At 69.2% G+C, this 15,035-nt stretch carries 9 protein-coding genes and 1 pseudogene; 4 read left to right on the forward strand and 6 right to left on the reverse strand.

The window, feature by feature from the left end:
- Nucleotides 1–10: 10 nt before the first annotated feature.
- Both ACIA6A_RS23485 and ACIA6A_RS23490 read right to left on the reverse strand, forming a co-directional pair.
- Entirely contained in the window at nucleotides 11–2,890 is a 2,880-nt protein-coding gene (locus ACIA6A_RS23485; protein WP_396099952.1) for a GH92 family glycosyl hydrolase, read from the reverse strand.
- A gap of 56 nt (nucleotides 2,891–2,946) precedes the next feature.
- A complete protein-coding gene (locus tag ACIA6A_RS23490; RefSeq protein ID WP_396099953.1) occupies nucleotides 2,947–3,315 on the reverse strand; it encodes a DNA polymerase ligase N-terminal domain-containing protein in 369 nt (122 codons plus the stop codon).
- Nucleotides 3,316–3,383: 68 nt separating this feature from the next.
- On the opposite strand from ACIA6A_RS23490, the gene ACIA6A_RS23495 reads away from it, so the two are divergent.
- Nucleotides 3,384–5,156 carry a sulfatase-like hydrolase/transferase gene (locus tag ACIA6A_RS23495; RefSeq protein ID WP_396099954.1) on the forward strand — a complete coding sequence of 591 codons (1,773 nt, stop codon included), beginning with the start codon at nucleotides 3,384–3,386 and terminating at the stop codon, nucleotides 5,154–5,156.
- Here the strand turns inward: ACIA6A_RS23495 and ACIA6A_RS23500 are convergent.
- On the reverse strand, nucleotides 5,145–6,059 hold the full coding sequence (locus ACIA6A_RS23500; protein ID WP_396099955.1) for an NADP-dependent oxidoreductase: 915 nt from the start codon (nucleotides 6,057–6,059) through the stop codon (nucleotides 5,145–5,147). The two genes, ACIA6A_RS23495 and ACIA6A_RS23500, sit on opposite strands and share 12 nt — an antisense overlap.
- Nucleotides 6,060–6,108: 49 nt before the next feature.
- On the opposite strand from ACIA6A_RS23500, the gene ACIA6A_RS23505 reads away from it, so the two are divergent.
- The 3 genes from ACIA6A_RS23505 to ACIA6A_RS23515 all read left to right on the forward strand — a co-directional run bounded on the left by ACIA6A_RS23505 (nucleotide 6,109) and on the right by ACIA6A_RS23515 (nucleotide 12,813).
- Nucleotides 6,109–6,744 (forward strand): TetR/AcrR family transcriptional regulator, encoded by a 636-nt coding sequence (locus ACIA6A_RS23505; RefSeq protein WP_396099956.1) that lies wholly within the window; start codon nucleotides 6,109–6,111, stop codon nucleotides 6,742–6,744.
- Nucleotides 6,745–6,951: 207 nt separating this feature from the next.
- A complete protein-coding gene (locus ACIA6A_RS23510) occupies nucleotides 6,952–12,234 on the forward strand; it encodes a fibronectin type III domain-containing protein (protein WP_396099957.1) in 5,283 nt (1,760 codons plus the stop codon).
- Between the two features lie 81 nt (nucleotides 12,235–12,315).
- The gene (locus tag ACIA6A_RS23515) at nucleotides 12,316–12,813 is read left to right on the forward strand and encodes a hypothetical protein (RefSeq protein ID WP_396099958.1); all 498 of its coding nucleotides are present in this window, start codon (nucleotides 12,316–12,318) and stop codon (nucleotides 12,811–12,813) included.
- A gap of 4 nt (nucleotides 12,814–12,817) precedes the next feature.
- On the opposite strand, the pseudogene ACIA6A_RS23520 reads toward ACIA6A_RS23515, so the two are convergent.
- The 3 genes and pseudogenes from ACIA6A_RS23520 to ACIA6A_RS23530 all read right to left on the reverse strand — a co-directional run.
- Nucleotides 12,818–13,579, reverse strand: a pseudogene (locus ACIA6A_RS23520) (dolichyl-phosphate beta-glucosyltransferase); the annotation flags it as partial.
- 56 nt (nucleotides 13,580–13,635) lie between these two features.
- Complete coding sequence (locus tag ACIA6A_RS23525; protein WP_396099959.1) at nucleotides 13,636–14,847, reverse strand: alpha-amylase family protein; 1,212 nt, start codon at nucleotides 14,845–14,847, stop codon at nucleotides 13,636–13,638.
- A gap of 74 nt (nucleotides 14,848–14,921) precedes the next feature.
- The coding region (locus ACIA6A_RS23530) for a sigma factor-like helix-turn-helix DNA-binding protein (protein WP_396099974.1) at nucleotides 14,922–15,035 on the reverse strand (114 nt) is incomplete at its 5' end.

Below are 15,035 nucleotides of genomic sequence, written 5' to 3' on the forward strand. Positions count from 1 at the left end.
CGCGCCGCAACTAGTTCTGCGGAGGCACGTCTCCCGGGCCGCTTCCCCAGGTCAGACTGGGGGTCGCGGCCAGCGTGTAGACAAGCTTCCCGCCCTGGGTCACGGCGTCGGCGCTCAGCCACCCCTTCGTGGTCGATTTGCCGTTCACGGTCAATTTCTGTACGTAGATCGCGTCGGTCCCGCTCGCCGGCGCCTCGATCGTGAGGTCCTTGCCGCCCGCCAGGTGCACCACCGCCCGGGGGAACAGTGGGCTGGTCAGCGCCAGTTCCGCGCGGGTCGGCACGGTCGGGTACAGGCCCAGGGCGGAGAAGACGTACCAGGCGCTCATCGTGCCGGCGTCGTCGTTGCCGGGGATGCCGCCCGTACCGTTGCTCCACTTCTGGTCGATGACCGCCCGGACCGTCTCCTGGGTCTTGTAGGCCGACCCGAGGTAGTTGTACAGATACGGCGTCTGGATGTCGGGCTCGTTGGTCGCGTCGTACTTCGTGGCCGTGGTGGCGCTCAGGTCGAACGTCCCGTCCGGTTTGCGGAAGAAGCTGTCCAGCCGCTCGATCGCGGTCGCGTTGCCACCCATCTTCTGGGCCAGCGTGGTGACGTCGGAGTAGACCATCCAGGTGTACTGCGCGCTGCTGCCCTCGACGAACCCGGTGCCGGTGGCCGGGCTGAAGCCGGCCGCCCAGGTGCCGTCGCGGTACCGGTCGCGCATCCAGCCCACGTGCGGGTCGCCGTCGGGCACCGGGGTCGGCACCGTGGGGTCGGCCAGTTCGAGCTCGCCGAGCTGCACGATGTCCGCCCCGCCGTTCGAGGTCACGTTCAACCGGTAGTACGTGTACGGCCGCGGGTCGCTGACCGGGTACTGCCGGGTCTGGCCCCGCAACGCGAAGCTCTCCCCGGAACGGGTGTCGACCGGGGTCCAGGTGGAGCCGTCGGTGGAGCCGAGCAGCTGCCAGTCGCGGGGGTCCCGTTCGGGCACGTCGTTGGCGGAGGTCAGCGCGTACGTGTCGACGGTCAGCGGCGCGTCGAGTTTCACCTGGACCCAGCCGGTCCCGGCGAACGTCAGCCACTTGGTGCCCTTGTCGCCGTCGAACAGCTGCGCCCGGCCCTCGTACGGTGCGTTCTCGGCACTGGCCTGGATCTCGGTGACGCGTTCCCGGATGTTGTGCTCGAGCCCGGCGTCGATCCTGGCCTCGGTGTCGAAGACGTTGCGCCAGTTGTGCGAGCGGGCGAGGAATTCGGCGTGCTTCGCGTCGTCCCCGAGCGCTTTCGCGAGCTGGGCGATGCCGTAGTCGGCGGCCGCGTCCTCGAGGGTCTCGGCGGCGCCGCCCCAGCAGTGGCAGTCGTCGGCGGGCACGTAACCGAGCTCGAGGTACTTGTCGAGGGCCGGGCGCTGACCCACGCACTCGACGTTGCAGCCGGCGTCGGAGGAGTCGTTGGCGGTCGGCACGGTCGCCGCGCGCACCAGCGAGTCGAACGCTCCCCGCACGTCGAAGTCGCGCGCCCCGAACGCGTACATTCCCGCGACGGCCGCGGCAGCCGGGTCGCCGGACATGACCGCGGTCTTGCCGTGCTGCAGCAGCCACCGGTCCCACTCGCCGTCGCGCTGGCTCGCGTAATTGAACAGGCTCTGCGCGTAGTCCGAGGCCATCCCCGGGTCGAGCAGCGCGAGCAGCTGGACCTGTGCACGATAGACATCCCAGCCGGAGAACGTCCCATACTGCGCCTTTTGTCCTGTGGATAACGTGTGGACGACGTCGTCAGCACCGTAGTAGCGACCGTCGACGTCGCTGGTCAGCGTCGGCTCCAGCATCGCGTGGTACAGCGCGGTGTAGAACGTCGTCTTCTGGTCCTCGGTGCCGCCGCCGATGCCGATCTTCTTCAGCCGGGCCGACCACGCGGACCGGGCGCCGGCCTGGATCGCGCCGAAACTCAACCGCTCCGGCGACTCCGCGGCCAGGTTCTTGACCGCACCGTCGAGGCTCACGTACGAGATGGCCACGCGCATGCCGACATTCGTGGTCCCGGGCGCGAACGTCACGTACCCGCCGGAGCCTTTGCCGGGGTTCGGTCGTCCGGTGTTGCTGTATCCACTGCCGCCCCGCGCGTCCGTGCCGCCCGGCGTGAGCGTCGAGTCCTGCCACGTGCCGGTGGTCGCGAACGGCTGGTCGAGCTGTGCGGTGAAATGCAGCGTGTAGTACGCCGTGGAGTTGTTGGTGCTCTGCGGCCCGCAGAAGTTGCCGGCGCTGACCGAGCCGGTGATCGTCCGGGTGGCCGGGTCGATGTGCACCGTCGCGTCCGCGCTGCCGGTCTCCGACATCGAGGTGCGGAACAGCATGCTCGCGGACGTGCCGGCCGGGAACGAGAACCGGCCGAATCCGGTACGCGGCGTGACGGTCAGTTCCGCGCCCGCCCCGCTGTCCAGTCCGACCTTGTAGTAGCCGGGCTTCGCGACCTCGTTGGCATGCGAGAACGTGCTGGCGAAGACGGCGTCGGTGGCGTCCGCGGACGGCGAGGAGCTGATGTCCCCGACGTGCGGCATGATCGGGATGTCACCGTTGGCCCCCGAGCAGCCGACCCCGCTGAGGTGGGTCAGGCTCAGCCCGCGGATCCGGGTCGCGGTGTACTGATATCCGCCCGGCGCGGGGGTGGAGACCTGGGTGCCGCGCGAGGTCTGCGGGCTCCACGCGAGCATCCCGAACGGCGTGACCGCGCCCGGGTACGTGTTGCCGAGGTTGGTGCTGCCGATGAGCGGGTTCACGTAGGCGGCCGGCTCCGCGACCAGCGGTGGCAGAGCGGCGGCGGCCTGAGCTGCGGCGGCCTGAGCTGCGGAGGCTCCGGCCGGAATGGTCAGGGCCAGGCCCGCGAGGGCGGCGACGGTACGGCGTCCGAGCATGCAGATCCCCTTATGACATCGATGTCATGCCATGTCGGGGATCAGCCTCCATCGATTCACTCAGATGTGTCAATACTCGGCTGGTCCTTGGTCAGGTGCGCCAGCCAGTTCTTGCCACCGGTGTTGATCAACGCATAGCGGTACGAACCCTGCCGTCCGTGCAGGACGAGCACCATCCGCTTGTCGTTCCGGTCCTCCTGCTCCCACCACCCGATGTCCGCGATGAACTTGTGCTCGTCGGCGTAGGTGAGGTGCGCCAGGTCGTGATCCGGCACCGCCACCGCCAGCCGGTTGCGCGCCGGGTCGGTGGGCAGGCCCTTGGGCAGCGCCCAGGACCGCAGCACCCCCTGCTCCTCGAGCCGCAGATCGAAGTGCGGGCGAGGCTTCCGGTGGTCATGCAGGACGAACGCCGGCCGGTCGGTCATCACAGCATTGAACTCCTGTCGCCCGGCATCCGTAACGCCCAGTGGAGTGTCCGGAGGAGGGCTACGTCTTGTCTGTTTCCATCCGCGAAGCGCTGGTTGCGCGCCGCGAAGCCCTGGTGTCGCGCTTCCGCAAGCCCGCCGCGCCCGCCGCCGGTGAACCTTCTGTCACCGATGAGCCTCCTGCCGCCGGGCCCCGCCGTCGGATCGCCTCCTACCTGCTGACCACAGGCGCCGCGCTGTTCATCCTCGCCGCGCTGATCCTGCCCAACAACCTTGCCCGTTTCGAGCGGCTCGGCACCTACTTCCGGCTGCCGATCGAGGGCGTCGTGGCGATCGGCGTGCTGTTGCTGATCCCCGGCCGCAAAGGGAAGCGGATCGTCGCCGGGGTGCTCGGTGCCGGCCTGGGCCTGCTGGTCCTCGAGAAGGCGCTGGACATGGGGTTCTACAAGTTCCTCGCCCGCCCGTTCGACCCGGTCCTCGACTGGGTGCTGCTCGACGACGCCGAGTCCTTCCTCGACGAGGCGGCCGGCAAGCTCGCCGTGGTCGGGGCGCTCATCGGGATCGTCCTGCTCGTGGTGCTCGTCCTCGGCCTGTCGACACTGGCCGCGATGCGTCTCGCGGGCGTCATCGACCGGCACCGGCGGATCACGCTCGCCAGTTCGGTGTCCGGCATCGCGCTCTGGACCGTCTGCCTCATGGTGGGCGTCACGACGTTCACCAACATCCCGCTCGCCGCGCGCAGCAGTTACACGTACGCGATCGACCGGGCCCGCATGGTCAAGCACGGCATCAACGACGAGAAGAACTTCGCCCGCGAGGTGAAGGTCGACGCGTTCGCCACCACGCCGGCCGACCAGCTGCTCACGTCGCTGCGCGGCAAGGACGTCATGGTCACGTTCGTGGAGAGCTACGGCCGCTCCGCGATCGAGGACCCGGTGCTCAACACCGGCGTGGTCAAGGTGCTCGACAACGGCTCGGCCGAACTGGCCGGGGCCGGTTTCGTGGCCCAGAGCGGCTGGCTCACCTCGCCCACCTTCGGCGGCGGCAGCTGGCTGGCCCACTCGACGCTGCTCTCCGGCCTGTGGATCAACAATCAGCAGCGTTACCGCAACCTCACCTCCAGCGACCGGCTCACGCTGACCAGCCTGTTCAAGAAGGCCAGCTGGGACACCACGAGCGTGATGCCGGGCGCGACCCGGGCCTGGCCGGAGGGCAACTTCTACGGCTACAACCAGGTCTACGACTCGCGCACCATGGGCTACGCCGGCCCGAAGTTCGGCTGGGGACCGCAGGCCGACCAGTACACGCTCGACTGGTTCCAGAAGAACGTGATGGCCCCGGCGACCACCCCGCAGTTCGTCGAGATGCCGCTGGTCTCCAGTCACACCCCGTGGGCGCCGATCCCCAGTTTCATCGACTGGAAGGACGTCGGCGACGGTTCGGTCTATCACCAGATCAAGGCCAGTGCCAAGAAGTCCGGCACGATCTGGAAGGACCCCGCCAAGATCAAGCACGAGTACGGCCGGTCGGTCCAGTACACGCTGACCACGCTGATCTCGTACCTGGAGAATTTCGGCGACGAGAACACCGTGATGGTCTTCCTGGGCGACCACCAGCCGTCCCCGATCGTGGTCGGCGACGGCGCGAGCCACGACGTCCCGATCACGATCGTCGCCAAGGACAAGGCGGTCCTCGACAAGGTGGCCGGCTGGGGCTGGACCGACGGCCTCAAGCCCGCCCCGGACACCCCGGTCTGGCCGATGAACGACTTCCGCGACAAGTTCCTCACCGCGTTCGGCCCGGCCGGTGGTGCCGGCCAGGCCCTGACCTCACCCCGCTAACACGATCTTCCCCCGGGCGTGACCGGTCTCGCTGAGCTCGTGCGCGGCGGCCGCGTCGGCGAGGGGGAAGACCGCGGCGACGGGCACCCGGAACCGGCCCTGGCCGGCCAGGTCAGCGGCGATCTTCAACCCGTGGATCGCCTGCGGGTCCGCGCCGGGCCCGCCAGAACGAGACAGGTGTACGCCATGAGCGCCCGCCCCGAAATCCGCGATGGTGACAACCTTCCCCGGGTCCCCGGCGATCGCCACCAGGTCCCCCAGTGATCCCGACCCCACGCAGTCGAGCACGGCGTCCACCGCCCCGGCCCGTTCGGCCAGCCCGGGGCCGTAGGTGACGGGAATCGCGCCGAGCCCGCGCAAGAACTCGTGGTTATGCTCGCTCGCCGTACCGATGACTCGCGCCCCACGAGCCACCGCGAGCTGGACCGCGACCGTGCCCACCCCGCCGGCCGCCCCCTCGATCAGCAGCGTCGTCCCGGCCCCGACCTTCAGCCGGTCGAGCGTCCGGGTGGCGGTCTCCACGTTCGCCGCCATGCCACCGGCCTCCGCCCAGCTCAGCGCCGCCGGCTTGGGGTGCCAGACGACCAGCACGGCAAACTCGGCATGCGCCCCGCCGAGCCCCGCCAGGTCGGTCATGCCGAACACCTCGTCACCCACCGCGACACCGCTGACGCCGTCCCCGACCTCGTCGACCACCCCGGCCGCGTCGATGCCCGGCACATGGGGCAGTTCCAGCGGCAGCATGTCCCGGAACCGCCCCGACCGCAGGTACGTGTCGGCCGGCGTCACCCCGGCCGCGCGTACCGCGATCCGGACCTGTCCCGGGCCGGCGTGCGGCGCCTCGACCTCGGCGATGTGCAGGACGCTCGCGGGTCCGTACCCGGAGAATTGCAGTGCTCTCATGCCCCGGACGCTAACGGAACACCCCGTCCGTTTAGCTAAAGTGAGAGCCATGCCGGATGTTTTGCTTCACCTGCGCTCCGATGCCCGCGACAACCGCGACCGCATCCTCGAGGTCGCCCGCGAGGTGTTCGCCGCCGACGGCCTCGACGTCCCGATGCGCGAGATCGCCCGCCGCGCCGAGGTGGGCCCGGCCACGCTGTACCGCCATTTCCCGACCAAGGAAAACCTGGTCACGGTCGCTTTTCAACAGCAGATGCGCGCCTGCACCACGATCGTCGACGAAGGCCTGGCCGACCCGGACCCGTGGCGCGGCTTCCGCACGGTGATCGAACGCGTCTGCGAGCTGCACGCCCTCGACCGGGGCTTCACCGCGGCCTTCATCTCGGCCTTTCCGAAGGCGATCGACTTCGCCGGCGCCCGCGAGGACCAGCTGGCAAAACTCGCCACCCTGTCCAGCCGCGCCATCCGAGCCGGCACCCTGCGCCCCGACTTCGTCATGGACGACCTCTACCTCTTGATCATGGCCAACAGCGGCATCCGGGGCACCACCCCAGCGGCCACCCTCGCAGCGGCCCGTCGCTTCGCCGCTCTCATGATCCAGTCCTTCCGCGTCCAGCCCTTGACGGTGCCCCTACCCCCGGCAGCCCGTCTCGGCTTGACCCGCCACCAGTCCTCCTCCCGCTGACCCGTCTCGCAGCGGCGTTTCTTTTGCACTGGTCAGGCGGTAAATCCAAGGTTCGGGTGACCCCGGCTCCACACTTTCGCGGTCGTTCGTAGCCTGGCGTCACTGCCGTCCCAGGAGTACCGGGCTAAATCCTTGAAAGTCGTATTCGCCACAAAAATTCTGCTTACGGTACGCGCGAATCCGACCCGTCCTAGCCCTGGGATGACCATGTCCACGCCAGCTCGCCGTATAGCCCTCGCCGCCGCGACGGCCCTGACCATGGGGGTGGCGCTGCTGAGCGCCCCCTCTCCAGCATCTGCCGCACCGGACCCGCTGATCGTCAAGCTGGTGGCGGGCACCAGCGTCGGCACCTCCGGGGCCGTGCAAGCCGGCCCGGCCCTGACGTCGCCACTGAACGGGCCGACCGACCTGGCGTTCGACGAGCGCGGATCCATGTACATCAGCGACTCCGGCAACTGCCAGGTCCAGAAGGTCTCCGTCGACGGTGTGCTCTCCACCGTGGCAGGCACCGGCTGCGGGTCCGGAGTCAGCGCTCCCACGACAGGCCCGGCGGTCTCGAAGGAACTCGGCGAGGTGACCGGCGTCGCCTACGACAGCGGCAACCTTTACGTGTCCGACAGCACGTTCGGCGTCATCTACAAGATCGACGCTACGGGTACCTTGACGCTCTTCGCGGGCACGGGCACCCCGACCGGTCTTCCCCTGACAGGCGGGCCGGCTGATCAACAGGCTCTCGGCACGCCGGGGATGCTCTCCGTTCTCGGTGGGTTTCTCTACTTCCCGGACCCGGGCAACTACCAGTTCGCCAAGATCGCGCTGGCGACCGGCGCACTGACCGTCATCGCCGGTGATGGGACCAACGACCCGCCGACGGCGGGGATCCAGGCTGTCGACAGTGCCTTTCTCGAGCCGGCGGGCATCGCGGTAGCCCCGAACGGGGACATCTACCTGTCCGACTTCGCGGACACGAACGGTTACCGGGTCGGGCCGGACGGGGTCCTGGTCCGGTCGCACCCGGGACTACCCGCGACCGCACTGGGCTTCACTCCGGCCGGTCTGCTCTACACCGTGAACCAGTACGGCTATATCGACCAGGTCAATACTTCTGGCAGCGACTGGACGTATTCCGGTGGCAACTCCTTCAATCCCGTGGCCCCGGTCGTGGAAGGGCCGGCACTCTCGTCGCCGCTGAGCGATCCGCGGGGTCTCGACTTCGACAAGGCGGGTGCGTTCTACGCCGCCCTCAAGGGCAGCAACCAGATCATCCGGCTGAGCGCGGCGACCCGGCCGCAGACGGTTGCCGCCCCCACGGCCGTGGCGGGCTCGGGGAAGGCCACGGTGACGTGGAACCCGCCGACCTACAACGGTGGCTGGCCGGTGTACCGCTACATGATCGCGGCCTACAAGAATGGCACCTGGGAGAAATCCCAGCCGTGTCCGGCTACGCCCCTGAGCTGTGAAATCACCGGATTGACCAATGGCGCCTCCTACCGGTTCACGGTCGCGGCGAACACGAACTACGATTCCGCGTTCGATTCGAACCAATCGACACCGGTCGTCCCGATCGGTGCTCCGGCGAAGCCGGCCGCGCCCACGGTGGCGGTCGCTCCGACCACGGCCACCGTCACCTGGGTGGCTCCGGCGGACAACGGCTCGGCGATCCTCGGGTATTCCGTGCAGGCGTACCAGGGCGGCAGCCCGGTGGGCACGCCGTGCTCACCGCCCGACCCGGTCACCCTGCACTGCACGGTGACCGGGCTGACCAACGGCGTCGCATACACCTTCACGGTGACGGCGACCAACGGCAACGGTGCGGGCCCGGAATCGAATGCTTCCCTCGCGGCCACTCCGGCGGACAAACCGGCCGCACCCACGGTCACAGACGCGATCGCGGGCCCGGGCGCGGTGACGGTGAAGTGGACCGCGCCGGCCGACAACGGTGCGACGATCACCGGCTATTCCGTGCAGGCCTACGACGGCGTCACGCCGGTGGGGTCGCCCTGCGTGCCGCCGAACGCGTCCACGCTGCAGTGTGTGGTCACCGGGTTGACCAACGGCACCGAGTACAAGTTCAAGGTCACGGCCACCAACACGGCCGGGACCAGCGATGCGCCCGCGCAGCCGGCGAACCCGGCCACACCGCAGGACAAGCCGGGTATGCCGACGGTCGTCTCGGCCGTGCCCCACCCGACGAGCGTCACGGTGACGTGGAACGAGCCGTCCAGCGACGGTGGCTCGGAGATCACCGCGTACGAGGTGAAGGCGTACACCGGCGGGACCCCGTTGCCGGCCAAGGTCTGTGCGCCGGACGATCTCGACGTGCTGCTGGCGTGCACTGTCACCGGGCTGACCAACGGAACCTCGTACACGTTCAAGGTGACCGCGACCAACGATCAGGGCTCGACGGATTCGGTCGCGTCGGTGGTGGCGATTCCGGTGGACGTGCCGTCCAAGCCGACGGTGACCCACCTGGATCCCGGTCCGGAGACCGTCACGGTCTCGTGGGATGAACCGGAGGATGACGGCGGTTCGCCGATCACCGGGTATTCGGTGCAGGCCTACTTGGGTGTCGACCCGGCCGGCACGGTGTGTACGCAGCCCGATCCGGATGTGCTGGAGTGCGAGGTCACCGACCTGCAGAACGGTGTCGCGTACAGGTTCAAGGTCACCGCGCTCAACGGCGTCGCCGCCGGCACCACGTCCGACGCGTCCGGGCCGGCCACCCCGGTGGATGTGCCGGACGTCCCGGCGCCGCCCACGGCGGTGCCCGGTCCGGGGAAGGCCACCGTGACGTGGACCGCGCCTGCTTTCAACGGCGGCACCCCCATCATCGGTTACCTGGTCAAAGCCAAACTGGATGGAGAGGACGCGGGTTCCTGCACCCCGGCGCCGCTGACGGACATGTTCTGTGTCATCGATGGCTTGGAGAACGGCTTCGAGTACACGTTCACGGTGTCGGCGATCAACGACGTCGATCCGAGTGACGAGTCGAACCCGTCCGACCCGGTCATCCCGGTTGACGCGCCCGGCATCCCGGCGGACGTCGAGGCGACCGCCGGTAAGGGCGAGGTCACGGTGACGTGGACCGTGCCGGAGGACAACGGCCTGGAGATCGATTCGTACACGGTCCTGGTGCTGCGGGGCGGCGACCCGTACGACGAGGTCCGCTGTGAGGTGGGCGCCACGACGGCCGGCGGCGTCCCCGGCACCGACCCGGTCGAGTGCGTGGTGGACGGCCTGGACAACGGCACGCCGTACACGTTCCGGGTGACCGCCCACAACAGCAAAGGTGACAGTGACCCGTCGGACGAGTCCGATGAAGTCACCCCGCTGGACGCGCCGACCGCGCCGATCGTGACGGACCTGGTGCCCGGGTCGGGTGAGGTGAAGGTGACGTGGGACGAGCCGGAGGACGACAACGGCTCGCCGATCCTGAGCTACTCGGTGCAGGCTTACGAGGGCGATCAGGAGGCGGAGGGTTCGGACTGCCTGGTGACGGTGACCAACGATGCCGAGTCGCCGTTCACGTGCACGATCGATGGGTTGACCAACGGCACCGCGTACACGTTCCGGGTCGTGGCCAGGAACGAGATCGGGCTCAGCGAGGAGAGCCGGTCGGGTCCGGCGACGCCGTTCGAGAAGCCGGGCGCGCCGACCGGGCTGATCGTGTCCGCGGGGGACAGCCGGGCCACGGTGAGCTGGAGTGCGCCCACCTACGACGGTGGGTCGGCGATCACGTCGTACCGGCTGCGGGCCTATCTTGATGAGCAGTTGATCGGGACCGTGACCTGTGGGACGGGCACGCTGTCGTGTGCCGTGACGGGGCTGACCAACGGCACCAGCTATGTGCTGCGGGTGGCCGCCACCAATGCGGCCGGCACCGGTCCGGAGTCCGTGTCCTCGGGCCCGGTCACCCCGGTCTCGGCCGTGCCGCCGGCGCCGGCCAGTCCCGGCGCGCCGACCGCCGTCGCGGGGGTCTCGTCGATCACCGCCTCGTGGCCGGCCGCGACCGGGAACGTCACCGGTTACACGGCGTACGCGTCGCCCGGTTCGGCTACGTGCAGCACGAGCTCGGCCTCTGACCGTACGTGTGTGCTGGGCGGGACCGCCGGCACGAGCTACACCGTCACCGTGGTGGCACGGGGGCCCGGCGGGAACTCCGCCGCGTCGCCGGCCTCCAACGCGGTCACGCCGACCGCCCCGGTGGAACCGCCGGTCGTGCCGGCGGACGTCCCGGTGACGCTGACCACCGACAAGGGCCAGCTCTCCATCGCGGTGCCGGCTCAGACGATCACCGTCATCGGTACCGGCTTCGCGCCTTTCTCGACCGCGAAGGTGACCATCTACTCGGATCCGATCGTGCTGGGCACCGTCACCACGGACGCGGCCGGGTCCTTCTCGGTGCCGGTCACCATCCCGGCCGGGCTCGAGAGCGGTAAGCACACGTTCGTCGCGCAGGGTGTCGACCCGCAGGGTGTGGCCCGTCAGATGGCACTCCCGGTGACTGTCGCACCGAGCAGTTCGGACAGCTCGGGCAGTGGTGACGAGAGTCAGAACACCACGCTGCCGGTGCCGACGAACGGTGCGATCACGCTGCTGGACGCGGGCGGCAACCCGGTCGGCACGGTCACGATCGCCGGGCAGGGCACGTACGCGCTGGACGCCACCACCGGCATCATCTCGTTCGTGCCGGTCACCGGGTTCAAGGGCAAGGCGACGCCGGTCACGTACCGGATCACCGACTCCATCGGCACGATGATCACCGGCACGTACACCGCGGTGGTCACCGAGTTCGCGGCCCCGAACCCGGGACCGGGAACCAGCACCGGGTCGGTCAAGGTGATCGTGCCCAAGCAGGTGGTCACCCGGGGCGTGCCGCGGCGGGCCACGATGACCGCGACGGCCACGTTCACGAGCTCGATCAAGGGCCGGAGCACCGTACGGCTCTGGAGCACCGTCTCCGGTAAGCGCGTGGTCCTGGGCAACGGCACGATCCTGACGACGAAGGCCGGTCGCCGGGTCGCGGTGCCGGTGACGTTGAACCCGCTCGGCCGGGCCCTGACCGCGCGGGCCGGGGGATACCCGGTGTCGGTGGCGATCACGACCGTGCCGTCGGCGGGCCGCACCTTGCGGGGCAGCGCCGCGACACACATCGTGCTCAGCTCGTTCACCGTGCCGCGTTCGGTGTACTTCGCCACCGCGAAGTCGACGATCAGCAAGGCTCAGCAGAAGTACCTGCTGGCGTTGCGCGCCAAGCTGGGCGGCGCCAGGTCGGTCACCTGCACCGGGCACACCGACGACCGGGGCAACAAGGCGGCGTCGCTGGAGCTGGGCCGCAAGCGGGCCCGGGCGGTGTGCGCCACGCTGGTCGGCAAACGGAACATCAGGATCGTGATCGTCACGAAGGGCGACGCGAACCCGACCGGCAGCAACAAGACACCGGCGGGAATGGCCCGTAACCGGCGCGCCGACATCACCCTGTTCTACTGATACACAGCGACTGACGCGGCGGGCGTCGACAGGTTCTCCGGAGCCGGTCGGCGCCCATCGCCATTCCCGGGGGATGTACTTGTGAAAGCTGTGCCATGGCGCGACGGAGCGACGGAGCTGCGCCGGCTCCTGATCGACGCCGACCAGGATCCCGGCCTGATCCAGGATCCTGAGCGGGCCTGGGCCGTGTTCCGGGACTTCCTGGCGATCCCGCTCGACGGCCTGTTCGACCGCTGGGACGGCGACGAGGACGCGGACACCCTGGTCGTGGTGTACGGCGGGGGACCGGTCCGGCTGGTCCGGCGGTTCACCGTCGCCGCGGTCGAGTGGACCGGCGGCGAGCCCGGCGAGGATGTCGAGCCGGACGAGGAGCAGGAGGATCTCGACCTCGCGGACACCGTACAGATCGAGCTTGAAATGATCTTCGAGAGCGACCCGGGCGAGGCTGACGAGGGCTTCTGGACGGCCGAGCACAGCGCCGGTTTCCTCCCGGAAGACCTCGACGAGGCCGCCGCGCTGGTCGCCGGTCTCGGTCTCGGCACCCCGATCCGCAGCGCGGTCACGCTCACTACTGCTTGATCAGCACGCGTTCGGGCAGGGCGCCACGGCCGAGCCGGGCCCGGATGCCGGCCAGCGGAAGCGTACGAAGGTTACGGCGCATCCGGGCGATCCCCTTCAGATCCGCGGTGGCGGTGGCGACGATGTCGACCTTGCTGTTCGGGTCGTCCACCCAGTCGACCGGGATCTCGTGGGTCCGCAGCCCGGCCTTCTCGGCCAGCACCAGCAGCTCGGTGTCGAAGAACCAGCCGGTGTCCTCGACCAGCGGCAGCACCTCGCGGCCGACCTCGGTGCGGATGGCCTTGAACCCGCACTGCGCGTCGGTGAACCCGGCGGACAGGGTGGCGCGCAGGATCAGGTTGTACGTGCGGGAGATGAACTCGCGTTTCGGTCCGCGCACCACCCGGGAACCGCGCCGCAGCCGGGAGCCGATGGCGAGGTCCGAATGCCCGGAGACGAGCGGCGCGACCAGCGGCAGCAGTGCGGCGAGGTCGGTCGACAGGTCCACGTCCATGTACGCGCACACCCGGGCGTCCGACGCCATCCACACCTGCTTGAGCGCCCGTCCGCGCCCCTTCTGCGCCAGGTGCACGACGGTGACCTCGGACAGTTCGAGTGCGAGCCGGTGCGCGACGACCGGCGTCTGATCAGTGCTCGCGTTGTCCGCGATCGTGATGCGGAACGAGAAGGGCAGGACCTGGCGACAGTACGCGTGCAGCCGGCGCACGCTGTCCTCCAGGTCTTTCTCCTCGTTGTAGACGGGAACGACAACGTCGAGAATGGTCATGCCGTCCACGATCGGCGCCGAGCCTGGGTCCGATTTGTGGCTCCGCTATGGGTCGGCTATGAGACCGTCCACCCGTACCCGGGCAGCTCGATCTTGGTGTCGCCCGGCCCGGGCACGGTGACCGGCTCAGCGCTCGCGTTCAACGCCACGACCAGCCGGTTGTCGCCGGCGAAGGCCTCATAGACGAACTGCTCGTTGGCCAGGTGCACGGTTCGGGTACGGGCCGAGTGCAACCACGGATTGCGGCGGCGCAGGCCGATCAGTTCCTGGTGCAACCGATGGAGCGAGGCACCGTACGGCGCGAGCCCGGCCGGCGAGTCCGGGAAGGCGGGGCGGATCGCGTCGTCACCGCCCGCCCGTTCCTGCTTGAACCCCCGGAAGCCCTGCTCGTCGCCGGACCAGATGCTCGGTGTGCCTCCGATGGTCAGCAGCAGAGCGAGCGCGAGCGGCACATGCCGTTCCTCGGCGAGTTTGCTGGCGATCCGGGTCACGTCGTGGTTGCCCACGAACGTCTGCGGCACGAACGTGTCGAGAAAACCGTTGTGCCGTTCGAGCGCCCAGCTCAGCTCGAAGAAGTTGCCGTCGTTGAGCGCGCTCCAGACCGCCTTCCACAGCTCGTACTGCGTGACGGAATCCAGCGTCGAACGCTGCACGAAATCCGCGTAGTCGCCGTGGATGACCTCGCCGAAAGCCCACATCTCCGGGAATTCCGCCCGGACCCGTGGCAGCACCCGCGCCCAGAACTCGGCCGGAACCGCGTAGGCGGCGTCCATGCGCCACCCGTCGACCCCGCGCCGCAGCCAATGGGCCATCACATCGGCGACAAAATCGGCCACCGCCGGCTCGTCATGGTTGAGCGCGACCAGCGCGTCATGCCCCTCGAACGTGGCGAGCCGGTCGCCGTCCCGCCGCACCCAGTTCTCCCGGGTCAGCGCGGCATGTCCCCGGCCCACATGGTTGAACACCCCGTCCAGGACCACCCGCAACCCCCGGGCCCGGGCCGCGGCGACCAACGCGTCGAAATCGGCGTCGTCGCCCAGCCGCGGGTCGATCCGGTAGTGGTCGACGGTGTCGTACCCGTGCGACTCGGACGCGAAGACCGGCCCGAGCAGCAACCCCGAGGCACCGAGCTCGATCGCATAGTCGAGCCACCCGATCAGCCGCCGCAGCCCGCCGCCCGGCTGTTCCTGAGCGGGATACGCCCCGGCGAATCCGAGCGGATACACCTGCCACCACACCGCGTGCTGCACCCAGCCTGCCTCGGTCATCCGGCAACTGTACGGCGTCGGGGACAACAAGAAAGCCGGCCCGAACCGGGCCGGCTTTCTCAGCTCTTAATACCTCAGATGGTCTCGCTGGCGAGCTCGGTGCGCAGCTTGGTCAGGGCCTTGGTGAGCAGGCGGCTGACGTGCATCTGGGAGATGCCGATCTGGTCGGCGATCTGGGACTGGGTGAG

The organism is Actinoplanes sp. NPDC051494 (assembly GCF_044454705.1).
GTDB lineage: Bacteria > Actinomycetota > Actinomycetes > Mycobacteriales > Micromonosporaceae > Actinoplanes.

What these genes read in the sequence shown, in the direction of transcription:
- ACIA6A_RS23500 (WP_396099955.1), bottom strand. Translation starts at nt 6,059, where the DNA reads ATGAGAGCACTGCAATTCTCCGGGTACGGACCCGCGAGCGTCCTGCAC.
- ACIA6A_RS23505 (WP_396099956.1), top strand. Translation starts at nt 6,109, where the DNA reads ATGCCGGATGTTTTGCTTCACCTGCGCTCCGATGCCCGCGACAACCGC.
- ACIA6A_RS23525 (WP_396099959.1), bottom strand. Translation starts at nt 14,847, where the DNA reads ATGACCGAGGCAGGCTGGGTGCAGCACGCGGTGTGGTGGCAGGTGTAT.
- ACIA6A_RS23510 (WP_396099957.1), top strand. Translation starts at nt 6,952, where the DNA reads ATGTCCACGCCAGCTCGCCGTATAGCCCTCGCCGCCGCGACGGCCCTG.
- ACIA6A_RS23485 (WP_396099952.1), bottom strand. Translation starts at nt 2,890, where the DNA reads ATGCTCGGACGCCGTACCGTCGCCGCCCTCGCGGGCCTGGCCCTGACC.
- ACIA6A_RS23490 (WP_396099953.1), bottom strand. Translation starts at nt 3,315, where the DNA reads ATGACCGACCGGCCGGCGTTCGTCCTGCATGACCACCGGAAGCCTCGC.